Annotated in this window: 21 protein-coding genes; 15 read left to right on the top strand and 6 right to left on the bottom strand. The window is 59.2% G+C overall.

All coding sequences use genetic code 11. The features are described from left to right. The 5 genes from hypB (at position 1) to flhA (ending at position 5,521) form a co-directional block, all read left to right on the top strand. Positions 1-873 (top strand): hydrogenase nickel incorporation protein HypB, encoded by an 873-nt coding sequence (hypB, locus tag SP68_RS05210; RefSeq protein WP_040968822.1) that lies wholly within the window; start codon positions 1-3, stop codon positions 871-873. Then, complete coding sequence (locus tag SP68_RS05205; RefSeq protein ID WP_002914934.1) at positions 864-1,136, top strand: HypC/HybG/HupF family hydrogenase formation chaperone; 273 nt, start codon at positions 864-866, stop codon at positions 1,134-1,136. The genes hypB and SP68_RS05205 overlap by 10 nt, the downstream gene beginning before the upstream one ends. Further along, a complete protein-coding gene (gene hypD, locus SP68_RS05200) occupies positions 1,136-2,257 on the top strand; it encodes a hydrogenase formation protein HypD (protein WP_040968823.1) in 1,122 nt (373 codons plus the stop codon). Before SP68_RS05205 ends, hypD begins: the two co-directional genes overlap by 1 nt. Then, positions 2,254-3,264, top strand: coding sequence for a hydrogenase expression/formation protein HypE (gene hypE / locus SP68_RS05195; protein WP_040968824.1), 1,011 nt, complete (start codon positions 2,254-2,256; stop codon positions 3,262-3,264). Before hypD ends, hypE begins: the two co-directional genes overlap by 4 nt. A gap of 184 nt (positions 3,265-3,448) precedes the next feature. Beyond that, positions 3,449-5,521, top strand: a complete 2,073-nt coding sequence (gene flhA, locus SP68_RS05190; RefSeq protein ID WP_008806189.1) for a formate hydrogenlyase transcriptional activator FlhA — start codon at positions 3,449-3,451, stop codon at positions 5,519-5,521. A gap of 53 nt (positions 5,522-5,574) precedes the next feature. Here the strand turns inward: flhA and SP68_RS05185 are convergent, their stop codons facing one another. The 4 genes from SP68_RS05185 to SP68_RS05170 form a co-directional block, all read right to left on the bottom strand. After that, positions 5,575-6,975, bottom strand: coding sequence for a glycoside hydrolase family 1 protein (locus SP68_RS05185; RefSeq protein ID WP_040968825.1), 1,401 nt, complete (start codon positions 6,973-6,975; stop codon positions 5,575-5,577). A 49-nt stretch (positions 6,976-7,024) separates the two neighbouring features. Beyond that, positions 7,025-9,217 carry a CBM35 domain-containing protein gene (locus tag SP68_RS05180; RefSeq protein WP_040968826.1) on the bottom strand — a complete coding sequence of 731 codons (2,193 nt, stop codon included), beginning with the start codon at positions 9,215-9,217 and terminating at the stop codon, positions 7,025-7,027. Positions 9,218-9,229: 12 nt separating this feature from the next. Further along, on the bottom strand, positions 9,230-10,567 hold the full coding sequence (locus SP68_RS05175; RefSeq protein ID WP_008806192.1) for a maltoporin: 1,338 nt from the start codon (positions 10,565-10,567) through the stop codon (positions 9,230-9,232). Between the two features lie 262 nt (positions 10,568-10,829). Then, a complete protein-coding gene (locus tag SP68_RS05170; RefSeq protein WP_004151052.1) occupies positions 10,830-12,101 on the bottom strand; it encodes a PTS sugar transporter subunit IIC in 1,272 nt (423 codons plus the stop codon). A gap of 177 nt (positions 12,102-12,278) precedes the next feature. On the opposite strand from SP68_RS05170, the gene SP68_RS05165 reads away from it, so the two are divergent. The 9 genes from SP68_RS05165 (at position 12,279) to SP68_RS05125 (ending at position 19,857) form a co-directional block, all read left to right on the top strand. Next, on the top strand, positions 12,279-12,593 hold the full coding sequence (locus SP68_RS05165; protein ID WP_002914979.1) for a PTS sugar transporter subunit IIB: 315 nt from the start codon (positions 12,279-12,281) through the stop codon (positions 12,591-12,593). A 9-nt stretch (positions 12,594-12,602) separates the two neighbouring features. Then, positions 12,603-13,925 (top strand): PTS sugar transporter subunit IIC, encoded by a 1,323-nt coding sequence (locus SP68_RS05160; RefSeq protein ID WP_040968827.1) that lies wholly within the window; start codon positions 12,603-12,605, stop codon positions 13,923-13,925. A gap of 23 nt (positions 13,926-13,948) precedes the next feature. After that, positions 13,949-14,263, top strand: a complete 315-nt coding sequence (locus SP68_RS05155) for a PTS lactose/cellobiose transporter subunit IIA (protein ID WP_002914983.1) — start codon at positions 13,949-13,951, stop codon at positions 14,261-14,263. Between the two features lie 50 nt (positions 14,264-14,313). Next, positions 14,314-15,228, top strand: coding sequence for an ROK family protein (locus SP68_RS05150; RefSeq protein ID WP_012540756.1), 915 nt, complete (start codon positions 14,314-14,316; stop codon positions 15,226-15,228). Positions 15,229-15,284: 56 nt separating this feature from the next. After that, on the top strand, positions 15,285-16,247 hold the full coding sequence (locus SP68_RS05145; protein ID WP_002915031.1) for a LacI family DNA-binding transcriptional regulator: 963 nt from the start codon (positions 15,285-15,287) through the stop codon (positions 16,245-16,247). A 181-nt stretch (positions 16,248-16,428) separates the two neighbouring features. After that, the gene (locus tag SP68_RS05140; RefSeq protein WP_040968828.1) at positions 16,429-17,346 is read left to right on the top strand and encodes a metal ABC transporter substrate-binding protein; all 918 of its coding nucleotides are present in this window, start codon (positions 16,429-16,431) and stop codon (positions 17,344-17,346) included. Next, on the top strand, positions 17,343-18,164 hold the full coding sequence (locus tag SP68_RS05135; RefSeq protein ID WP_004149506.1) for a manganese/iron ABC transporter ATP-binding protein: 822 nt from the start codon (positions 17,343-17,345) through the stop codon (positions 18,162-18,164). The genes SP68_RS05140 and SP68_RS05135 overlap by 4 nt, the downstream gene beginning before the upstream one ends. Beyond that, entirely contained in the window at positions 18,161-19,009 is an 849-nt protein-coding gene (gene sitC, locus SP68_RS05130; RefSeq protein WP_008806197.1) for an iron/manganese ABC transporter permease subunit SitC, read from the top strand. The genes SP68_RS05135 and sitC overlap by 4 nt, the downstream gene beginning before the upstream one ends. Beyond that, positions 19,003-19,857 (top strand): metal ABC transporter permease, encoded by an 855-nt coding sequence (locus SP68_RS05125; protein ID WP_032701079.1) that lies wholly within the window; start codon positions 19,003-19,005, stop codon positions 19,855-19,857. Before sitC ends, SP68_RS05125 begins: the two co-directional genes overlap by 7 nt. 59 nt (positions 19,858-19,916) lie before the next feature. On the opposite strand, the gene SP68_RS05120 is transcribed toward SP68_RS05125, so the two are convergent. Together SP68_RS05120 and SP68_RS05115 are read right to left on the bottom strand one after the other, a co-directional pair. Beyond that, positions 19,917-20,258 (bottom strand): nitrous oxide-stimulated promoter family protein, encoded by a 342-nt coding sequence (locus SP68_RS05120; protein ID WP_008806199.1) that lies wholly within the window; start codon positions 20,256-20,258, stop codon positions 19,917-19,919. A gap of 67 nt (positions 20,259-20,325) precedes the next feature. Next, a complete protein-coding gene (locus SP68_RS05115; protein WP_022065494.1) occupies positions 20,326-21,213 on the bottom strand; it encodes a LysR family transcriptional regulator in 888 nt (295 codons plus the stop codon). Between the two features lie 186 nt (positions 21,214-21,399). Between SP68_RS05115 and SP68_RS05110 the strand changes: the two genes are divergently transcribed. After that, a complete protein-coding gene (locus tag SP68_RS05110; protein WP_008806201.1) occupies positions 21,400-22,341 on the top strand; it encodes an AEC family transporter in 942 nt (313 codons plus the stop codon). Positions 22,342-22,344: the final 3 nt, after the last annotated feature.

The following is a 22,344-nucleotide window of genomic DNA, read 5'->3' as shown; positions in this document are numbered from 1 at the left end:
ATGTGTACAACATGCGGCTGTGGCGAAGGCAACCTCTATATTGAAGGAGACGAACGAAACCCGCATTCCGCGTTCCGCAGCGCCCCCTTCGCGCCCGCCCCACGCCAGACGATGACCATCACCGGTGTCAAAACCGATCACTTCGCCCCCACCCGCACGCCAGAGGGCGACCTGCATTACGGCCATGGCGAAGCTGGGACTCACGCCCCGGGGCAGAGCCAGCGGCGGATGCTGGAAGTGGAGATCGACGTGCTGGATAAAAACAACCGTCTGGCGGCGCGCAACCGCGCACGCTTTGCGGCGAAACAGCAGCTGGTGCTGAATCTGGTTTCCAGCCCCGGCTCCGGTAAAACCACCCTGCTGACCGAAACCCTCACCCGGCTGAAAGGACGCGCCGACTGCGCGGTGATTGAAGGCGATCAGCAAACGGTCAATGACGCCGCCCGCATTCGCGCCACCGACACCCCGGCGATTCAGGTCAATACCGGGAAAGGCTGCCATCTCGATGCCCAGATGATCGCCGACGCCGCCCCGCGCCTGCCGCTGGCTGACCACGGCATTCTGTTTATCGAAAACGTCGGCAACCTGGTCTGCCCGGCCAGCTTTGATCTCGGCGAACGCCATAAGGTGGCGGTGCTGTCGGTCACCGAAGGCGAAGACAAACCGCTGAAATATCCACATATGTTTGCCGCCGCCAGCCTGATGCTGCTCAACAAAGTCGACCTGCTGCCGTATCTCAATTTCGACGTTGAGAAGTGCCTGGCCTGCGCCCGTGAGGTCAATCCGCATATTGAGATTATTCTCCTCTCGGCCACCAGCGGCGAAGGCATGGAGCAGTGGCTCACCTGGCTGGAGACGCAGCGATGTGCATAGGCATTCCGGGACAAATTTGCGCCATCGACGGCGTGCTGGCGAAGGTGGAAGTCTGTGGCATTCAGCGCGACGTCGACCTGACGCTGGTGGGCGCCGTTGACGAGCAGGGTCAGCCGCGTCTCGGCCAGTGGGTGCTGGTGCACGTTGGGTTCGCCATGAGCGTGATCAATGAAGCCGAAGCGCGCGACACTCTCGAGGCGCTGCAAAATATGTTTGACGTGGAGCCGGACGTCGGCGCCCTGCTGTACGGCGAGGAGCGATAATGCGTTACGTTGACGAATACCGCGCCCCCGAGCAGGTCATGCAGCTGGTGGCCCATCTTCAGCAGCGTGCCCATCTGCTGCCGCACACCGCCGCGCGACCGCTGCGCATTATGGAGGTCTGCGGCGGCCATACCCATGCCATTTTTAAGTTCGGTCTCGACCAGCTGTTGCCGGAGAATATTGAATTTATTCATGGGCCCGGCTGCCCGGTATGCGTCCTGCCGATGGGGCGTATCGATGCCTGCATTGAGATCGCCAGCCGCCCGGGGGTCATCTTCTGCACCTTCGGCGACGCCATGCGCGTGCCAGGTAAAAACGGCTCGCTGCTGCAGGCGAAATCCCGCGGCGCCGATGTCCGCATCGTTTACTCGCCGATGGACGCCCTGCGGCTGGCGCAGCAAAACCCGCAGCGTGAGGTGGTCTTTTTCGGCCTCGGTTTCGAAACCACCATGCCCGCCACCGCCCTCACCCTGCGTCAGGCGCGGGAGCGCAACGTCGATAACTTCTACTTTTTCTGCCAGCACATCACCCTGCTGCCGACCCTGCGCAGCCTGCTGGATCAGCCGGACAACAGTATCGACGCCTTTCTCGCCCCGGGCCACGTCAGTATGGTGATCGGCACCGAAGCCTACGGCTTTATCGCCAGCGACTATCATCGTCCTTTAGTGGTCGCTGGTTTCGAACCGCTTGATCTACTGCAAGGCGCGGTGATGCTGGTTGAGCAGACAATAGCGCAGCGCAGCGATGTGGAAAATCAGTACCGTCGCGTGGTGCCGGATGCCGGCAACCCGCTGGCGCAGTCGGCGATAGCCGACGTCTTTCGCCTGGATGGCGACAGCGAATGGCGCGGCCTGGGGGTCATTAGCGACTCCGGCGTGCAGCTTACGCCAGCCTATCAGCGCTTCGATGCCGAGGTGCATTTCCGCCCGGCGCCGCAGCGCGTGTGCGACGACCCGCGGGCCCGCTGCGGCGAGGTGCTGACCGGCCGCTGTAAACCGCACCAGTGCCCGCTCTTCGCCCGCACCTGCAATCCGCAAAGCGCCTTTGGCGCGCTGATGGTCTCCTCAGAAGGGGCCTGCGCCGCCTGGTATCAATATCGCAGTCAGGAAAATGAAGCATGAAAAGCGTCCAGTTAGCCCACGGTAGCGGCGGTCAGGCAATGCAGCAGCTGATCGGCGACCTGTTTATGCAGGCCTTCGCCAACCCCTGGCTGGCGGAGCAGGAGGATCAGGCGCGCCTCGATCTGGCGGCGCTCGCCGCCCAGGGGGACCGCCTCGCCTTCTCCACCGACAGCTACGTGATTGACCCGCTGTTCTTTCCCGGCGGCAATATCGGCAAGCTGGCCGTCTGCGGTACCGCCAACGATGTGGCGGTCAGCGGCGCCATCCCCCGCTATCTTTCCTGCGGCTTTATTCTCGAAGAAGGGCTGGAGATGGCCACCCTGGAAGCGGTGGTCGCCAGCATGGCCGACGCCGCCCGGGCGGCAGGGATCGCCATCGTCACCGGCGACACTAAAGTGGTGCCGCGCGGCGCGGCGGATAAGCTGTTTATTAACACCGCCGGCATCGGCGCCATCCCGGCGGACGTTCGCTGGGGGACGCAGCAGATTAGCGCCGGTGATGTGCTGCTGGTCAGCGGCACGCTGGGGGATCATGGCGCCACCATCCTTAACCTGCGCGAGCAGATGGGGCTGGACGGCGCGCTGTCCAGCGATTGCGCGGTGCTGACGCCGCTTATCCAGACCCTGCGGCCACTGAGTGGAGTGAAAGCTCTGCGCGACGCCACCCGCGGCGGGGTCAATGCCGTCGCCCATGAGTTCGCCGCCGCCAGCGGCTGCGGCATCGAACTGCAGGAGGCAACGCTGCCGGTCAACGATACGGTGCGCGGCGTCTGCGAACTGCTTGGGCTGGACGCCCTGAACTTCGCCAATGAAGGCAAACTGGTGCTCGCCGTCGCCCGCGAGGCCGCGGAAAACGTGCTAGCGCATTTGCGGTCTCACCCACTGGGACGCGATGCGGCGATAATCGGCGAAGTGGTCGACCGCCCGGGCGTGCGTTCCGTTGGGCTGTACGGCGTGAAGCGGACGCTCGATCTTCCCCACGCCGAGCCGCTGCCGAGAATTTGTTAACGACGGCGTCGGGTCCCGGATAGCGGCTGGCGCCTTATCCGGGCTACAAAACTGCGCGCACGTAGCCCGGCTAAGCGCAGCGCGAGCCAGGGTTAAAGCGGCAATAACCGCTTTATTAACATACTATTATTTGTACCATCATTTTCTTATGCGCCACGTTGTCGGCGCGTTTTGGACGTAAGCAATGTCGTATACACCGATGAGCGATCTCGGCCAGCAAGGGCTGTTCGATATCACCCGGCTTTTATTACAGCAGCCCGATCTGGCCGCGCTGAGCGAAACTCTCACCCGCCTGGTGCAACAGTCTGCGCTCGCCGACGAGGCGGCCATCATCCTGTGGAACGCGGGTAACCACCGCGCGGCCAGGTACGCCTGCGATGAAGCCGGTCACCCGGTGAGCTACGAGGACGAAACCGTGCTCGCCCACGGTCCGGTGCGCCGCTTACTCTCCCGGCCGGATGCCCTGCATTGCGACCACGAGACCTTTGCCGACACCTGGCCGCAGCTTATCCGCAGCGGGCTCTATCGCCCGTTCGGGTACTACTCGCTGCTGCCGCTGGCGGCTGATGGGCGGATCTTCGGCGGCTGTGAATTTCTGCGCCGTGACAACCGGCCGTGGAGCGAGAAAGAGTTCCAGCGGCTGCATACCTTCACGCAGATCGTCGCCGTCGTCACCGAGCAAATTCAGAACCGGGTCAGCAATAACGTCGATTACGATCTGCTGTGCCACGAGCGCGACAACTTTCGCATCCTGGTGGCGATCACCAACGCGGTGCTCTCGCGACTGGATATCGACGAGCTGGTCAGCGAGGTGGCGAAAGAGATCCATCGCTACTTCCGGATCGACGCCATCAGCGTGGTGCTGCGCAGCGACCGCAAAGGGAAGCTCAACATCTATTCCACGCATTATCTTGACGCCAGCCATCCGGTTCACGACCAGAGCGAGGTGGATGAAGCTGGTACCCTCACCGAGCGCGTGTTCAAAAGCAAAGAGATGCTGCTGCTCAACCTGCACGAGCATGACACCCTCGCGCCGTATGAGAAAATGCTCTTCGAGATGTGGGGCAATAAGATCCAGACCCTGTGCCTGCTGCCGCTGATGTCCGGCAATACCCTGCTCGGGGTGCTGAAGCTGGCGCAGTGCGACGAACAGGTCTTCACCACCACCAATCTCAAGCTGCTGCGGCAGATCGCCGAGCGGGTATCGATCGCTATCGATAACGCCCTCGCCTACCGCGAAATTCAGCGCCTGAAAGAGCGGCTGGTGGATGAGAACCTCGCCCTCACCGAGCAGCTCAATAATGTCGAGAGCGAATTCGGCGAGATCATCGGCCGCAGCGAGGCGATGAACAATGTGCTCAAACAGGTCGAGATGGTGGCGCACAGCGACAGCACCGTGCTGATCCTCGGCGAAACCGGCACCGGTAAAGAGCTTATCGCCCGCGCTATCCACAACCTCAGCGGGCGTAACGGTCGACGGATGGTGAAGATGAACTGCGCCGCGATGCCCGCCGGGCTGCTGGAGAGCGATCTGTTCGGCCACGAACGCGGCGCGTTCACCGGGGCCAGCGCCCAGCGTATCGGCCGCTTCGAGCTGGCGGACAAAAGCTCCCTGTTCCTTGATGAAGTGGGCGATATGCCGCTGGAGTTGCAACCTAAACTGCTGCGCGTCCTCCAGGAGCAGGAGTTCGAACGTCTGGGGAGCAACAAGCTGATCCAGACCGACGTCCGGCTGATCGCCGCCACCAACCGCGATCTCAAGCAGATGGTTATCGACAGGGAATTCCGCAGCGATCTCTACTATCGGCTCAACGTGTTCCCCATCCACCTGCCGCCGCTGCGCGAACGTCCCGACGATATTCCGCTGCTGGTGAAGGCCTTTACCTTTAAAATCGCCCGCCGCATGGGGCGCAACATCGACAGCATTCCGGCGGAAACCCTGCGCACCCTGACGCGGATGGAGTGGCCGGGCAACGTACGCGAGCTGGAAAACGTTATCGAACGGGCGGTGTTACTCACCCGCGGCAACGTACTGCAGCTCTCCCTGCCGGAGCGGGAGATCGTGGAAGTTCCTCGAACGCCGGCGGTCCTGCCTGAGGAAGGTGAGGATGAATATCAGCTGATCGTCCGGGTGCTGAAGGAGAGCAACGGCGTGGTGGCCGGGCCGAAAGGCGCCGCCCAGCGGCTGGGGCTCAAGCGCACCACGCTCCTGTCGCGCATGAAGCGGCTGGGTATTAATAAAGACGAACTGGTGTAACCTCGTGCGCTCCCCCTTTCCGCGCCGGTGAGAGGGAGCGCTGGCGCAGCGCGCTATTTATCGCTGGTAAAACCGTTGCTGGTCGCCAGTTCGGCAAACCACAGCGCATTGCGTTTTATCTGTCGCTCGCCGGTCTCCAGATCCAGTCGCCAGAAGCCGTAGCGTCGTTTGAAGGCATTGATCCACGACCAGTTGTCGATAAACGTCCACTGGTGTACGCCAAAGCAGTTCGCGCCGTCGGCAATGGCGCGGTGCAGCTGCACCAGATGCTCCTCCATCAGCTCGATGCGGAAAGTATCGTCTATCACCCCGTCCGCCCCGGGCTCTCCCTCTGATTGTCGATCCATCGCGATGCCGATTTCCGCGAGATACCACTTAATATTGCCGTAGTTATCGCGAATATTGGCGGCAATGTCATAGATCGCCTGCGGCAGGATCTCGTTGTTATCACGATAGGGGTTAAAGCGGCCCTGCGGGTTCACCGCATTTTCGAAATAGTATTCCGGGGTGAAATAATCGAGGTCATAGTCGCCCTCTCGCGCTTTTACCCGCCGCGGCACGTAATAGTTCACCCCAAGAAAATCGATTTCCGCGCTGAGGATCAACGCCACGTCGTCTTTGCTGGTCGTCGGCAGGCAGTCGTGGGCGGCGAGGATCTCGCACAGCGCTTTGGGGAATTCATGTTTTACCAGCGGGTCAAGGAAGCTGCGGTTAAAAAACAGGTCGGCATACCCGGCGGCTTTTTTATCCGCGTCGCTGTCAGTGAGGGTATAGCTCGGGGTCAGGTTTAGCACCACGCCGATCTCGCCCGCCAGCGCCAGTTCACGATAAGCCGTTACCGCTTTGGCGTGCGCCAGCATAATGTTAAACGCCACCTGCGCCGCCAGCCGGCCATCTTTCTTACATGGATAGTGGAAGTCGTACAGGTAGCCTCCCTCAACCGGCACAATCGGCTCGTTGAAGGTTATCCAGTATTTAACCTTATGGCCAAACAGGCTAAAGGCGGTGCGGGCAAAGCGGGCAAACAGCTCGGCCACGTGCGCCGATTCAAAGCCGCCGTACTGTTTCTGCAGCGCTTCCGGCATATCAAAGTGGTAGAGATTGATCATCGGCTCAATGCCGTTGGCGATCATCTCATCGAGATAGGCGTGATAAAAACGCACCGCGTCCGGGTCCGGCGCGCCGGTTTCCAAATCAGCGATCAGTCGTGACCACTGAATTGAGGTGCGAAACGAGTTGAAGCCGGTCTGTTTCATTAGCGCCACGTCCTGCGGATACTGATGATAAGTATCACATACGGTTTGCGGCCCTACCTGCTGATAAAATCGCTCCGGTTGTTCGGCAAACCAGCTATCCCAGATGGAACGATGGCGCTTATTGGTGACCCCTTCCGTTTGCGGGCCGGACGCCGCCGCCCCCCATAGAAACCCTTGCGGAAACTGATATTGCTGCATAACCTCTCCTTCGAAAAAGGCTGCGCCCGTCTGGCGCAGCCTGAACGTACTACTCTGCGACCACTTCGATCGATTTAATGAACATATAGCCCCAGTCGCCGGCGATGCGGCCGAAGTCAATCTGATTAGTCCCCGCGTTAAGCGTCACCGGTATCCGCAACTGCTGGCCCTGCTCATCCGTCTGCGGGAAGGCCACAGCCTGCGGAGCGCCCCCGTTGACGACAAATGAGTTCTGCTTACCGCCCCATTTGCCGTTGAAGGTTACATTGAGCAGGAACTGACCGCTCCACGGCGCCTGCACCTGCCAGCTGATCTTATCCCCCTCGTTGGCAAATGGGCCGAGGAAGCCGTCCTCGCCAACTGTCAGCGCGTCTTTATCACTCTTCATCACCGTCAGCCGACCCTCAGCCACGCCATAAACTTCGCCCTGATAACGACAAAAATCCGCTGGCGCTTTCCCCGTCGCTTCGCCCACCGTCACGGTCACGGTTTTGCTGCTTTTCAGCAGCCCATCGTCCGCCGTGAACGTCAGCGCATAGGTACCTGGCGCCGTAAACCAGGCCCGGGTTTGAGCCCGATCGGCATGGCAAAAATGCACCTGTCCCTCACCGGCGTGCTGCCAGCCCACCTTAACCTCTCGCGACGGCAGGCCATCGTCCTGCCAGCTGGCCGTAAGCTCGACGCCCTGGTCCTGCGTGGTGGTTAGGGCCGGTTCCAGCGTGACAACCGGCGGCTGATTCTCCTCGCTATGCTGCACGCTAATCACATTGGAAGGAGCCGAATGACCGCTCTCGTTTTTCGCCGTCACCCGGTAGTAATACGTATGCCCGAGCTGAAGCTGACGATAATCGTCGCGGAACAGAACCATGGTTTCCGGATTCCATTCGTTAACGCCATCGGAGATATCCCGGCCCACCACCGTCCACGGCCCGGTCGGCGAGGCGGCGCGTTCGACATCGTAGCTGCGTCCCACCGCGGCTCCCATCCAGTTGATCGCGAAGGGCGAGGTGGTCTCGCGCAGCAAAGGCGCGTCCGGCTTCGGCAGCGGCGCCATCGTCTGCTGCCCGGCCATCTGCGCCGCGGCCGTGCGCACCAGATCGACCACCGCCTGCTCCTGGTTCGCTTCGCCTTCTTTGGCAAACCCCGGCAGGTGGTAACTGTAGTGCCCGGTCGACTCCTTATGCCAGTAGAAGCCGCCGTCGTGACGATGGCCGCGGAAGCCCCAGATAAGCCCGCCGGCGGCTTGCGCCCCGTTGACGTCGCTGTGAACGATCGACTGCATAATGGCGTTCAGTTGATCCGCCGGCAGCAGGCCAAACTCGCCGACGAGATAGACTTTTTGCCCGCCGACGGCGCGCAGATCCTGCGTCACCTGCCCGGGATGGTTATTATCGGCATTGGTGTAATAGTGATTGCTGACGATATCCACATTGGGGTCGGTCAGCGCAAAGGAATTGATTTTCTTATAGGTACCATCTACCACCAGCTGATGAGGGGCCCATTTTTTAATCCACGCCGCGGTCTGATGCAGGAAATCGGCGTTGGTATCCTCCAGCTCGTTACCGGTTTCCCAGGCCATGATCGCCTTTTCATCATAATAGGCGCGGCCGGTGACAGTATTTGTCCGGGTGATAACCTGGCGGATCACATCCAGATAGGCTTTGAAGGTCTTGCTATCGGTCCGATAAAAGTCTTCCGCTTTTTCGTGGTAGAACGCCGCCAGCTGCTCACGCCCGCCCCACCACCACCAGTGGTCAATAAACGGCAGGATCAGTCGCAATCCCTGTTTATCCGCTTCGGCAATCATGTTGTCATACACCCGCATGGCTTTCTCATTCAGCCGCGGCATGCCGTCCGCCGTTTCCGGCGCCAGAATATGGGTCTCGCGCCCGCAGGCTTTATCAAATTCCTGCTGCACCGACAGCACGTAGACGCGCTGGGCTTTCGCCCCGGTTTGCACCATCGCCTGGATCCAGTTTTGCTGCTCCTGCGCCGTTGGCCATTTAAAGTATTGTCCCCAGCCGCGCGGGTCTGCTCTGCAGGGGCCACGGGCGTCGTCTTCAATGCGGTGCAGCTCCGGCGCGTGGATCCCGGCGAAACGAAACACCTTGTCCCCGTCCTTGAGGGCGGCGCCATCGCGAGTGATAAAGTGCGTAAAGTGCGAGCGCTCGGCGGCCAGCGCCCCGCCGGCCCCCAGCGCGGACAGCAGCCCCATCAGCAGCAGGTTTTTCATCGGCTTCATCGTTGTCTCTCCTTAGAACCAGACCTCGGCCTGTACGCCGAAGTTAACGGTGTCGGTAGAGCCACTGCGGGAATACCCGCCGGCGGTGATGGTATTGGTATCCCAGTTGTAGTTGCCGTCCAGCGCATCGGAGACACCTTTATCCCACTTCGCGTAGGTGACGAAGAAGCGCAGCTGCGGGCGTGCCCAGAAACCGGAGTCAAAGGTCAGCGTTGGCGCAACGGTGACTTTGGTCAGGCCGCCTTTGCCTTTGCCGTTTACCCCTTTGTAGTTTTTGTCATCCAGGTATTCGTAGCCCAGCTCGTACTGCATGGCAAAGTTGCGGGTAATCTGATGATAAGGGCGGATACCGGCGACCCACATCGAGCGTCCCCAGCCATGGTCATCTTCCGTCCACCAGCGGTAGTTTTTATCTTTCTGCCAGAAAGCGAAGGTCGAGATCTCCAGGTCGCCCATCGAGGCCACGCTATCAAGCACCACTCGCCAGGACTGAGTGTTTTCCAGATTGGCCCATCCCCAGCCGTTTTTACCCAGTGAGTCACCCGCCGCCAGCCCTTTCCCGTACTGCAATGCAAGGCGGGAGTAGCCTCCGGTCAGACCATAGAAACCGTCAAAGTTATAAATACCGGTCACGCCATAGCCCTTCTCGGCGGAAGTCGGGTGGTTTTCGTTACGGTTCATATGGTGGCCGATCAGCTCCAGATCGAAGCCTGTCCCCGCGATCTTTTTCAGCCACAGGTTGAGGGAATAGTCATCCGGGTAGCCCTGATCTCCCTTATCCACCGGGTAGGCTTTGGTTTCATCGGTGGGTGAAAAGGCGTACACCCCGGCGTCGAAGCGGGCGAAGCCGAGATCCATGTTGTCGAAGCCGCCGCCGGTGCCGTTGTACTGAATGTACTCCCAGTCGAACTGATGGCTGGAGGTGTTGGAGCTGCTGTAGCGCTTACCGGCCCAGAAGGTCATCTCCGGCGCAAAATCCAGATTGCTCAGCTCGGCGAACCCTTCGCGAAACTGTACGTCATGGCCATCGTCATCCTGACAGTTCCAGTCGGAGGTGCATTTCGACTGATGAGTGAGGTTGGCCTGCACTTTCGCCACCACGCCGCTGTCCGCCGTCAGCGTCACGGTGGGGATCAGTTCGATCTTGGTGTCTTCTTCGTTGCCCAGTCGCCACTTACCGTCCGGCATCAGGCCGACGGAGTCCGCGCGGTTGCCATCGGAGTTCGCCAGGATCCCGGAGCGGATATAGCCATGCAGCGCAAAATCATACTTCGGATCGGCGCAGGCCAGGCTGCTGGCCCCTGCCAGCGAGAGGAGAGCCAGAGGTATTGAATGTTTCAGCTTTATCATTATTTTTTTCCCACGTTATGTTTGTTAACACGAACCGATAACGGAGGGGAAATTTACGGATCAAAAATGGAAATGTACATCCGTTAATGGAAAGCGCTTTCCATAATTGCCTATCTGGTTCACAAAATTCGCTCCGCGACGAATATATTCGTGAGACTGATCACATAAAATAACAAGAATGCCGCCGGGAGCCGGCAGCAGAGCGGAAGGAGGAGCAGGTGAATGAGTGCCGCCGGGGGATAAGCCGCCGACGGCGAGGGGGTCAGCGTTCGGTTTCCGCGAGCTGGCGTTCGTACACTTTGAAGAAGGGGCGATAGAGCATCCAGGCGTTAAACATCGCGAACAGGCTCATGCACAAATTTTTCCAGCTACCGTTCGCCGACCATGCTGCCCCCAGCGGGGAAGGCATAGACCATGGCAGCATCGCCACCGCGCGGTCGAGGATACCCAGCTGAGTTAAATACCATGCGATACAGGCATTTATCAGCGGAACAAAGAGAAACGGCAGTAAAAAAACCGGGTTCATGATTACCGGAAAACCAAACAGTATTGGCTCGTTGATATTAAACAGCGACGGCAGCAGGCCAATTTTTGCCACGCTTTTCAGCTGCCGCGAGCGGCTGCGCATCGCCATCAGCACCAGCGGCAAAGTGGAGCCAATACCGCCGATCAGCAGGTAAAAATCCCAGAACCCCTGCAGATAAATATGCGGCAGCGTTGGCGAACCCGCCGCCAGCGCCTGCTGATTTTCAAACAGATAGGTCATCCAGAAGGGGTTCATGATCCCGGTGATGATCAGCGCGCCATGGATACCGATAAACCAGAGTAAGTTACAGATAAATAAAGAGATAAGTACCGCCATCAGCGTGTCGGACGCCAGCACCAGCGGCCGCACCGCTTCGCTGATCAACTCCGGTACGATGCGTCCGGTGGTCTGCAGCAGTATGGCATTCATCACGCTTATCGACAGCATCACCACCAGCAGCGGGATCAGCAGTTGAAAGCCATTGCGGGTCATCAGCGGCACTTCATCAGGCAAGCGAATACACCAGCCTTTTTTGTAAAAAAAGCGAATTATCTCAATGGAATAGGTGCTGGATATCAGGGCGGTAAATATCCCCATACCGCCGAGATAAACATTGCTCACCGCAGTCTCGCGAAAGCCGATAAACAGCAGAAAAGCCAGACACCCGGTTAAACCGCAGAGCCGTTCCGGCAGACGGTACTGCTTGGCGAGACTGGCGCTGGCGCCGAAGGCGACAATCAGCGCCACCAGGCCAATGGTTAACTGAAAGGTCGGCAGCAGGATAGGCCGCAGTAGCAAATAGACCTGGCCGAAACGCGAGGCGCCGTCGATGGAAACGGGCGGAAACAAAATGGGCACCAACAGGCTGCCAACAATCACAAAGGGCATCGCCAGCGCAAAGCTATCGCGCATCGCCGTAATGTGGTTGTTGCGCGTCAGAACATTCGCCAGCGGCGCCAGCCGCTGCTCGATGATGTCCACGGCCACATTCATTAACTGAATGTTCATACTCCTACCTTTGCGAATGGTTGTCTCGCCGGGATGATCGCCCACAACACCGGAAAGTGAAAGCCTGCCATAGGTGATCATGGTCACAATTAATAAATCCACAAACGGAAAGCGCTTTCCGTAATGCATCCATTTTGACTATAGTCCGCTCATCCAACCTCATCAGGAGCGGTACTTATGAAAAAAATTATGTTGTGTTGTTCGGCAGGCATGTCCACCAGCCTGCTGATGAAAAAAATGATTGCCGAAGCCGAACAGCGGGGCCTGCCGGTAGAGATCAATGCCTATGGCGTAGCGGAGTTCGCCGAACAGGTTGGCCATTATCAGGTGGTACTGCTGGGGCCGCAGGTGAAATACATGCAGCAGGATCTGCAAAAACAGGCGGATAAATACGGTATTCGCGTCGAACCCATCAATATGATGGACTACGGCATGCAAAAAGGCGCCGCGGTCCTTGATTTCGCCCTTTCCCTCATCGAAAACAAGAACTAAGGAAAGATCATGAGCTCTCTGTACGCTAAATTGATCGATGTGATCGAACGGCAGATCACGCCGCTGGCCGGCGCGATCGGCCAGCAAAAATACGTGACCTCGATCCGCGACGGTTTTATCACCGCCCTGCCCTTTATGATCGTCGGCTCGTTTTTGCTGGTATTTATCTTTCCGCCGTTTTCTCCGGATACGACGTGGGGCTTTGCCCGCGCCTGGCTGCAATTTTCGCTCGATCATCGCGATGCGCTGATGCTGCCGTTCAACTTCAGCATGGGGGTGATGACCCTGTTCATTGCCGTCGGGATCGCCGCCAGCCTCGCCAAGCACCATCACCTGGACTCGCTGACCGCCGGGATGCTGTCGCTGATGTCGTTTCTGCTGGTGGCCGCGCCGCTGAAAGATGGCCAGATCTCTACGGCCTACTTCTCCGGCCAGGGGATCTTCACCGCCATTCTGGTGGCCATCTATTCCACCGAGCTGTACGCCTTCCTCAAGCGGCATAACATCACCATTCGCCTGCCGCCGGAAGTGCCTGCCGGGGTGGCGCGCTCGTTCGAGATCCTGATCCCGGTGCTGGCGATCATTCTGACGCTGCATCCGCTGAACCTGTTTATCGAGGCTCAGCTGGGGATGATCATTCCGGAAGCGATCATGTCGCTGGTCAAACCGCTGGTCGCGGCTTCCGATACACTGCCGGCCATTCTGTTGTCAGTGCTGGTCTGTCAGGTGCTGTGGTTCGCCGGGATCCACGGCGCGCTGATCGTCACCGGGATCATGAATCCCTTCTGGATGGCCAACCTGTCGGTCAATCAGGCGGCCATGGCGGCAGGCACCGCTATTCCGCACATCTATGTCCAGGGCTTCTGGGATCACTATCTGCTGATCGGCGGCGTCGGCTCCACCCTGCCGCTGGCGCTGATGCTGCTGCGCAGCAAGGCCGTGCATCTGCGGACGATTGGCCGGATGGGGGTCGTGCCGGGGGTATTCAATATTAACGAACCGATCCTCTTCGGCGCGCCGATCATCATGAACCCACTGTTTTTCCTGCCGTTCGTGCTGGTGCCGATGGTCAACGCGACCCTGGCGTACTTTGCGCTGAAGCTGGATCTCGTCAGCCGCGTAGTATCGATGACGCCGTGGACAACGCCGGCGCCCATCGGCGCCTCGTGGGCGGCGAACTGGAGCTTTAGCCCGGTGATCCTGTGCCTCATTTGTATGGCCACCTCCATGGTGATGTACCTGCCATTTCTCAAAGCTTACGAAAAACAGCTGCTGGCCCAGGAGCGTGAAAACGCCGTCGGCCAGGCTGACAACGCGGCGCAAACCGCTTAACGCTAACGATTCAGAGGATAATCATGGAATTAGAAGAACAGGTGATGGGGATCATCATCAACGCCGGCCAGTCACGTAGTCTGTGCTACGAAGCGCTGCACGCCGCTAAAGCGGGTGATTTCGCCACCGCCGACGCCAAAATGCAGGAAGCGGCGCACTATTCCCGCGAAGCTCACCTTGTACAGACCCAGCTTATCGAAGCTGACGAAGGCGAGGGAAAAACCAAAATGACGCTGGTAATGGTCCATGCTCAGGATCACCTGATGACCTCCATTCTGGCGAAAGAGCTGATTGCCGAACTGATTGCGATTTACCGCGCGCAACCGCTTCACGCCTAGCGCGTTCCCCGGCCAGGCGCGCTGGCCGGGTCTGATTCCCCGAGGTCACTATGTTACATCTTGGAATAGATATTGGCGGCACCAAAATGGAAGCCGTACTGCTGGACCCGGCAGGCGAATGCGTCCAGCGCCTGCGCCGGCCGACCCACAAAGAGAGCTATGACGCCTTTATGCGTCAGCTGCTGACCCTGATTGCCGATATTCGCGCGGTCAGCCCGCAGCCATTCACCCTGGGGATCGGCCTGCCCGGGGCTATCGATCCGCAAAGCGGGCGCATTAAAAACTGCAACTGCCTGGTGCTCAACGGTCACGATCTGCGCCGGGATATCATGCAGCAGCTTGGCCAGCCGGTGTGGATGGCAAACGATGCCGACTGCTTCACCCTTTCGGAGGCGGTGGATGGCGCCGGCGCCGGGGCCTCCACCGTCTTCGGGGTGATTATCGGTACCGGCTGCGGCGGCGGGATCGCCGTTCATCAACAACTGCTCAGCGGCCCCAACGCTATCGCCGGGGAGTGGGGGCATAATCCGCTGCCGGGCTATACTCCTGAGCGCGATGGTCCGCCGCAGCCCTGCTACTGCGGCAAAACGAACTGCATCGAAAGCTTTCTCTCCGGCACCGGCTTCGCCCGCCGCTATGGGGAACAAGCCCGTGCGGAAGCCATTGTCGCCGCGGCGCAAAACGGCGATCCGCGCGCGCTGGCCCACTGGCGACACTTTATCGATGCCTTTGCCCGTAGCCTGGCGTCGGTGATCAATATTCTCGACCCGCAGGTGATTGTGCTGGGCGGCGGTCTGTCCAACGTCAGCCAGATCTATCGCGATCTGCCTGCCGCCATCGTGCCGTGGATCTTCTCCGACACCTGCCGCACGCAGATCAAACCGGCCCGCTTCGGCGACGCCAGCGGCGTGCGCGGCGCGGCCTGGCTGCCCCGTCTGCCCGGCGCCGCGGACGGGCAGCGGTAGACACTTTTTTCAGCAGGTATGTTAAGCTAGGCGAAAATGTTCAGACAGAAAAAGCCATGCCAACGATTGATGATGTTTCAAGATTAGCGAATGTCTCAAGAGCGACGGTTTCCCGCGTGCTGACCGGCACCCGGGGCGTGCGCGAAGAGAGCCGGGAAGCTGTGCTGCGGGCCGTTGAAGAACTCAACTATCGCCCGAGCTTTGCCGCGCAAAACCTCGCCAGTCAGACATCCAGCCACGTTGGTCTGGTGATTTCCGCGCAGGACGAAAGCCACGGCGCGCGTCTACTGCCGCTGCTCTCTCAGGCGCTGAAAGGGCTGAATAAAAGCCTGCTGGTCCAGTATGTCAGCGATCCGGTAGAGCAGGCGGCGGTGATCGACGATCTGCAGCGCCAGTGCGTGGCGGTGGTGGTGCTGGGCGCCGTTGCCGCCGACGCGCCGCGCAACGTTATCGCCTTTGACCGCTTCGGCGTCGCCGGGAGCAACAGCCAGGGCTACGACTTCGCCTTCGCCACCGAAAGCGCCTGCCGCTATGTGATTGGCAAGGGACACCGCAACATCGCCCTGCTGGTGGACAGCGATAGCGACGATGCCAGCCGTCAGATGCTGGAAGGCTACCGCAACGTCCTGCAAAACTACTCCATTCCTTTTAACCGCCAGCTGGTGCTGACGGCCAACGATGACGTCGAGCAGGCGCTGCTGACCTTAATTAACAGCTTCAGTAAATACTCAGTCATTATCGTTAAACGCGACCGCTACGCGGCTGAGGCGATGCGTCTGTTACGCGAATTCACCATCGCCGTCCCGCAGGAGGTCTCCCTGTTGAGCCTTGAGGATTCCCCGCTCGCCTCGCTGCTCTACCCGCCGCTGACCTGCATCTCCTGGCCACTGGAGGCGCTGCTGGATAACTGTATTCAGCGTATTCGCAGCCTGATTGACGACCGGCCAACCTTCACCGCCGAGGGCCGCTCGCTGGCTGGCCGCCTGATCCCGCGCCAGTCTGTCGCCGATATCTCTTGATCTTCGCCCGGTTCGCGCCGGGCCAGCCTTATCTCCCCCTTTCTTGTCGCTTTCGTTTCCCGGCTCATTATTACTCACGCATGCAAATAAGAATTATTTTCATTTGTAAATAGCTTGTGCTATATAACATAGCAATGGCTATAAACGCTGGGAAATTAACCACACCATTGCGAGGGATCCTATGCAACACCTGACACTGCTGAAATCATTGCTGCTGGCCAGCGCGCTGGCTCTGCTGGCCGCGACGCCGGCCACCGCGCAGGAGAAATTCAGGGTTATCACTACTTTCACGGTTATCGCCGATATGGCGCAGAACGTGGCCGGCGACGCCGCCGTCGTCAGCTCCATCACCAAACCGGGCGCGGAGATCCACGATTACCAGCCCACGCCAGGCGATATCAAACGCGCGCAGGGGGCGCAGCTGATCCTCAGCAATGGGCTTAATCTCGAACGGTGGTTTGCCCGTTTTTATCAGCACTTACAGGGCGTTCCGGAGGTGGTGGTCAGCAAGGGGATCCAGCCGATGGGCATCAGCGCGGGCCCCTATAGCGGGAAGCCCAATCCCCATGCCTGGATGTCAGCAGATAACGCCTTGATCTATGTCGATAACATTCGCGATGCGCTGGTGAAGTACGATCCGCCTCACGCCGACACCTATCGCCGTAACGCCGAGGCCTACAAAGAGAAGATCCGTCAAACGATGGCGCCGCTGCAGGCCAGACTGGCGCAGCTGCCGGCGGATAAACGCTGGCTGGTCACCAGCGAGGGAGCCTTCTCCTATCTGGCCCGCGACTATGGTCTGCGCGAACTGTATCTGTGGCCGATCAATGCCGACCAGCAGGGCACCCCGCAACAGGTTCGCAAGGTTATCGACATCATGAAGAAAGAACGCATCCCGACCATCTTCAGCGAAAGCACCATCTCCGATAAACCGGCGCGTCAGGTGGCGCGCGAAGCCGGGGCCCACTACGGCGGCGTGCTGTATGTCGATTCGCTGAGCGCCGCCGACGGCCCGGTGCCGACCTGGCTCGACCTGCTGCGCGTCACCACCGAAACCATCGTCAACGGTATCCAGGACGGGATGAGGAAGCAGCCATGAATGCAGCGCAAGCGGGACTGTATGTCGACCAGCTCACCGTCACCTGGCGCAACGGCCACACTGCCCTGCGCGACGCCTCGTTCAGCGTACCGCGCGGCTCCATTGCCGCACTGGTGGGCGTTAACGGCTCGGGTAAATCCACACTGTTTAAAGCGCTGATGGGCTTTGTGCGCGTCGGCCACGGCGAGATCGCCATACTCGGCCAGCCGGTCAACCGCGCGCTGCGCCAGAACCTGGTCGCCTATGTCCCGCAGTCGGAAGAGGTGGACTGGTCCTTCCCGGTGCTGGTGGAGGATGTGGTGATGATGGGCCGCTACGGCCATATGGGCTGGCTGCGGCGGGCAAAGCCGCGCGATCGCGAGATTGTCGATGCCGCGCTGGCCCGCGTGGGCATGAGCGAGTTCCGCCATCGGCAGATTGGCGAGCTCTCCGGCGGGCAGAAAAAGCGCGTTTTCCTTGCCCGCGCTATCGCTCAGCAGGGTCAGGTGATCCTGCTGGATGAGCCTTTTACCGGCGTCGATGTGCAGACCGAAGCGCGGATCATCAGCCTGCTGCGCGAGCTCCGCGATGAGGGCTGTACCATGCTGGTCTCCACCCACAACCTCGGGTCAGTGAGCGAATTTTGTGATTACACGGTGATGGTGAAAGGCACCGTGCTGGCCAGCGGCCCGACAGAAACCACCTTCACCGCCGAGAATCTGGAGCGGGCTTTCAGCGGCGTGCTGCGCCACGTCGCGCTCACCGGCGCGGAAGCGCAGGTTATCACCGATGACGAGCGGCCGTTTATCAGCCGGCGCGCGGCAGGAGGCCCACGATGAGCTGGCTGCTGGAGCCGTTTGGCTATCACTATATGATCAATGCGATGTGGGTGTCGGCGCTGGTAGGCGGCGTCTGTGCGTTTCTCTCCTGCTACCTGATGCTGAAGGGCTGGTCGCTGATTGGCGACGCCCTCTCCCACTCGATTGTGCCCGGCGTCGCCGGGGCCTATATGCTCGGCCTGCCTTTCGCGCTCGGCGCGTTTCTCTCCGGCGGCCTGGCGGCGGGCAGCATGCTGTTTTTGCAGCAGCGCTCGCGGCTGAAAGAGGATGCCATTATTGGCCTGATCTTCTCCTCCTTCTTCGGGATCGGGCTGTTTATGGTGTCGCTGAATCCGACGTCGGTGAATATCCAGACCATTATCCTCGGCAATATTCTGGCCATCGCCCCGGAGGATATTATCCAGCTGGCGGCGATCGGCTTTATCTCGATGGCGATCCTGCTGCTGAAGTGGAAAGATCTGATGGTGACCTTCTTTGATGAAAACCATGCCCGCTCGATTGGCCTGAACACCCGCGGCCTGAAGCTGCTGTTCTTTACCCTGCTGGCCGCCTGCACCGTGGCGGCGCTGCAGACCGTCGGCGCCTTTCTGGTCATCTGCCTGGTGGTGACTCCCGGGGCCACCGCGTGGCTGTTAACCGACCGCTTTCCGCGCCTGCTGGCCATCGCCGTGGCTATCGGCAGTCTGACCAGTTTCTTCGGCGCCTGGCTCAGCTACTATCTCGACGGCGCCACCGGCGGCATTATCGTGGTCGCGCAAACGCTGTTATTCCTCATCACCTTTATCTTCGCGCCGAAGCACGGCCTGCTGGCCAGCCGCCGCCGCGCCAGGGAGGCCGCATGCTGAACCTGTTCCTGGCCCCGTTCCAGTTTCCTTTTATGGTCAATGCGATAGCGGTATCGATCATCGTGGCCGTGCCCTGCGCGCTACTGTCGGTGTTTCTGGTGCTCAAAGGCTGGGCGCTGATGGGCGACGCCATGAGCCACGCGGTCTTTCCGGGCGTGGTGCTGGCCTACATTATCGGCATCCCCTTCGCCATCGGCGCGTTTATCGCCGGGCTGCTGTGCGCCGTGACGACCGGTTTTCTCGACGATAACAGCCGACTCAAGCGCGATACCATCATGGGGATTGTCTTCTCCGGCATGTTTGGCGCCGGGCTGGTGCTGTACGTAGCGATCCAGTCCGATGTTCATCTCGACCATATCCTGTTCGGCGACATGCTGGGGATCTCCCTCAGCGATATTGGACAAACGGCGGCTATCGCGCTGGTGATTGCGCTGATTATCGGTCTCAAATGGCGCGATTTTTTGCTGCACGCCTTTGACCCGACGCAGGCCAAAGCCAGCGGCCTGCGCGGCGGACTATTGCACTACGGCCTGCTGTGCATGATCGCCCTGACCATCGTCGCGACGCTGCAGTCGGTGGGGATTATCCTGTCGATTTCGCTGCTGATTGCCCCCGGGGCGATCGCGCTCCTGCTGGTGCGGCGCTTTATCCACGCCCTGCTGCTGGCGGTAGCGGTGGCCATCGGCTGCTCGGCGGGAGGGGTGTGGCTGGCGTTTTATCTCGACAGCGCGCCGGCGCCGACTATCGTGGTGCTGTTTTCCGCGCTGTTTGTGGTCGCCTTTGTGGCAAGCACAATTCGGGATAGTCAGAAACAGAGGGCTTCAGCAACCATCCCCGGTGGCGGCTAATGCCTTACCGGGGCCGACTTGTCGCCCGGCTACGCGCCGCGCTGACCAGGGAAAGGCCGCTATTTTTTCGGTCGGTATTTTTCCGGTAGCGCCGGCACCGGGCGCCTGTCGTCCAGCAGATGGCGAATAGTGAGGATCGGGTGGCGCCAGAGCATTCGCGGCCCGGCCCAGCGCATAATCTGCTTCATCTCTTCGCGCTTCGCCGGCTGGTAGCAATGCACCGGACACTGCTTGCAGGCTGGTTTATTCTCGCCAAACACGCACTTATCAAGGCGCTTGTCGGCGTAGGCGTTCAGCGCCTGATAGTGCGCATTATCGGCCAGCGCCCCGGGACAGCGCCGCTGGTAGAGGGCAATCATCCGCTGAATCGTCATCTTTTCCCGTTCGATACGCTTCCCCATCTCCCCGCCTTTCGCCTGTTATTAAGATGCATATATTATACACCTTATTGTTCGTGCCCGACCAGCCTCACTGCTTGAGATGCTGGATCAACTGCAGGGCTGCCCCGGACAGAACCCCGAAATGGCTATAGGCATAGAAATCGCGGATAAAAACGCTGCCCTCGAGTTCGAACGGACGCAGCAGGCCCAGCGCTTCCTCGTGCCGGTAAACCGGGGCCGGCATCGACGTTAACAGATCGCTCTCGCACAGAAAGGCCTTAATGGCCGAGGAGGACGCGCACTCAATCACCGGCTGCGGACAGGGTAGCTGATGGGCACGAAAGATATCCTCAAGGATGTTCATCGGGGTACTTAACGGCGGCGGCATGATCCATGGATAGTCCAGCATCTCCTCGAGGGATAAGTTCGCCGCCTGATGTAGCGGGTGGTACTGCCTGGCGACGATGCAGATCCGGTCCTGCCAGTTAATTTTACCGCGCACCACGATTTTCTCATCATGCGGTAAGGGGCCGCAGAGGGCGATATCGATGTCGTGCATCCGCAGGAGTTTAAAGAGCTCGGAGTCAATGCGGTCGACGATCCGCAGATGGATCCGGGGATGTCGCTGATGGAAAGCTGCCAGCTTATCGATGAAATGGCTGGTCAGCAGGCTGGAAACACAGCCAATCCGCAGGATACCTTTCCCGGCGCCGCGGATGAGCGCAATCTCCTCGCGGGCCTTTTGTTCGGTATTCAGCATCGTCAGCGCATAGGGTAAAAAGGCGCTGCCATATTCGCTCAACGCCATACCGTGTTTGTGTCTTTCGAATAAGGTCGCGCTCAGGTCCGCTTCCAGGCTCAATAACAGCCGGCTCAGTCCCGACTGAGTGATCCCCATCTTCTCTGCGGCCAGGGTCATATTGCCTTCGTGAGCGACAGTAATAAACGCCTGAATCTGCTTAAATTTCATTGGCATGATATTTACTCATTGAATAAACGGTTTTTGCATTTCCCTTGCGGCCTGTTTTAGCGAATAAATGTCGCTATCAATACGCTCAAAAATAGCTACCGCGCATCAGGAAAAACGGATTTATTAACCTCATCACGCACGGCAAAAACGAATTGCGGACCCGAAGATAATTTATAATGAGAATATATCACCATGACACAGAACAATATTCTATTAATTTCAGGCGCTATATTACCGGTCATCATTACCGTCATCATCGGCTATATTAGCGGTAAACGAAAAGACTTTAACTGGCAGCAGGCAGGAGACATCAATAAAATTGTGATGCTCTATGCATTACCACTAAGTATTTTCAGCAATATGGTGATGACGCCGCGTCACATCGTCATGACCATGGGCCCGGTTGCGGTGGCCATTATCCTCGCGCTGATTCTGAGCTTCGTCATTCCCTTACTGGTCGCCCGCTATCTGTTCCGACGCGACCTCGCCCTCAGTACGCTGCAGGCGCTGGCCATCGGCTCGCCGGCGGTTCCTTTCATCGGCACCTCGGTGCTGGCCTTTTTATTTGGCACCGTCAGCGCGTCGCTGATCACCGTGTCCAGCATCACGCAAAACGTCTTCCAGCTGCCGCTGGTAATGATTCTGATGTCGGTCGCCACTGGCGATAAAAGCCAGCATATCTCCTTTGGCACACGGGTGATAAACGCCATTAAACAACCTGTGGTCTGGTCACCGGTGATCGCCCTGATCATCGTGCTGGCGGATATCCATATTCCGCAGACTATCTCGATGTCGCTGGGTCTGCTGGGTAAAGCCTCTGGCGGGCTGGCGCTGTTTGCCGCCGGGATCGTGCTCTATACACGCAGCATTGTTATCACCACCGCTACCATTATCACCGTTATCGCCCGCAATATTTTGGTGCCCGGCGCCTGCTATCTCCTGTTATTAAAAATGGGCTTCAGCATGGAGCAAATAAAGGAAGTCGTATTGACGATGGCTATCCCGGTAGGCTCCATCGCGATAATTATTGCCATGCAGTATAAAACCGGCGAGCAGGAAATGGCCTCGACGATGGCGCTGAGTATTATTGCCTCCATCATTACGATGGGCGGATTTATTTTCTTAACCTTTTAATTA

Source organism: Klebsiella variicola, from assembly GCF_000828055.2.
Lineage (GTDB): Bacteria > Pseudomonadota > Gammaproteobacteria > Enterobacterales > Enterobacteriaceae > Klebsiella > Klebsiella variicola.
This window is presented reverse-complemented; position numbering and strand designations above follow the sequence as displayed.

Excerpts from the sequence above, each read along its gene's own strand:
- hypB (WP_040968822.1), top strand. The coding sequence starts at position 1 with ATGTGTACAACATGCGGCTGTGGCGAAGGCAACCTCTATATTGAAGGA.
- SP68_RS05205 (WP_002914934.1), top strand. The coding sequence starts at position 864 with ATGTGCATAGGCATTCCGGGACAAATTTGCGCCATCGACGGCGTGCTG.
- hypD (WP_040968823.1), top strand. The coding sequence starts at position 1,136 with ATGCGTTACGTTGACGAATACCGCGCCCCCGAGCAGGTCATGCAGCTG.
- hypE (WP_040968824.1), top strand. The coding sequence starts at position 2,254 with ATGAAAAGCGTCCAGTTAGCCCACGGTAGCGGCGGTCAGGCAATGCAG.
- flhA (WP_008806189.1), top strand. The coding sequence starts at position 3,449 with ATGTCGTATACACCGATGAGCGATCTCGGCCAGCAAGGGCTGTTCGAT.
- SP68_RS05185 (WP_040968825.1), bottom strand. The coding sequence starts at position 6,975 with ATGCAGCAATATCAGTTTCCGCAAGGGTTTCTATGGGGGGCGGCGGCG.
- SP68_RS05180 (WP_040968826.1), bottom strand. The coding sequence starts at position 9,217 with ATGAAGCCGATGAAAAACCTGCTGCTGATGGGGCTGCTGTCCGCGCTG.
- SP68_RS05175 (WP_008806192.1), bottom strand. The coding sequence starts at position 10,567 with ATGATAAAGCTGAAACATTCAATACCTCTGGCTCTCCTCTCGCTGGCA.
- SP68_RS05170 (WP_004151052.1), bottom strand. The coding sequence starts at position 12,101 with ATGAACATTCAGTTAATGAATGTGGCCGTGGACATCATCGAGCAGCGG.
- SP68_RS05165 (WP_002914979.1), top strand. The coding sequence starts at position 12,279 with ATGAAAAAAATTATGTTGTGTTGTTCGGCAGGCATGTCCACCAGCCTG.
- SP68_RS05160 (WP_040968827.1), top strand. The coding sequence starts at position 12,603 with ATGAGCTCTCTGTACGCTAAATTGATCGATGTGATCGAACGGCAGATC.
- SP68_RS05155 (WP_002914983.1), top strand. The coding sequence starts at position 13,949 with ATGGAATTAGAAGAACAGGTGATGGGGATCATCATCAACGCCGGCCAG.
- SP68_RS05150 (WP_012540756.1), top strand. The coding sequence starts at position 14,314 with ATGTTACATCTTGGAATAGATATTGGCGGCACCAAAATGGAAGCCGTA.
- SP68_RS05145 (WP_002915031.1), top strand. The coding sequence starts at position 15,285 with ATGCCAACGATTGATGATGTTTCAAGATTAGCGAATGTCTCAAGAGCG.
- SP68_RS05140 (WP_040968828.1), top strand. The coding sequence starts at position 16,429 with ATGCAACACCTGACACTGCTGAAATCATTGCTGCTGGCCAGCGCGCTG.
- SP68_RS05135 (WP_004149506.1), top strand. The coding sequence starts at position 17,343 with ATGAATGCAGCGCAAGCGGGACTGTATGTCGACCAGCTCACCGTCACC.
- sitC (WP_008806197.1), top strand. The coding sequence starts at position 18,161 with ATGAGCTGGCTGCTGGAGCCGTTTGGCTATCACTATATGATCAATGCG.
- SP68_RS05125 (WP_032701079.1), top strand. The coding sequence starts at position 19,003 with ATGCTGAACCTGTTCCTGGCCCCGTTCCAGTTTCCTTTTATGGTCAAT.
- SP68_RS05120 (WP_008806199.1), bottom strand. The coding sequence starts at position 20,258 with ATGGGGAAGCGTATCGAACGGGAAAAGATGACGATTCAGCGGATGATT.
- SP68_RS05115 (WP_022065494.1), bottom strand. The coding sequence starts at position 21,213 with ATGCCAATGAAATTTAAGCAGATTCAGGCGTTTATTACTGTCGCTCAC.
- SP68_RS05110 (WP_008806201.1), top strand. The coding sequence starts at position 21,400 with ATGACACAGAACAATATTCTATTAATTTCAGGCGCTATATTACCGGTC.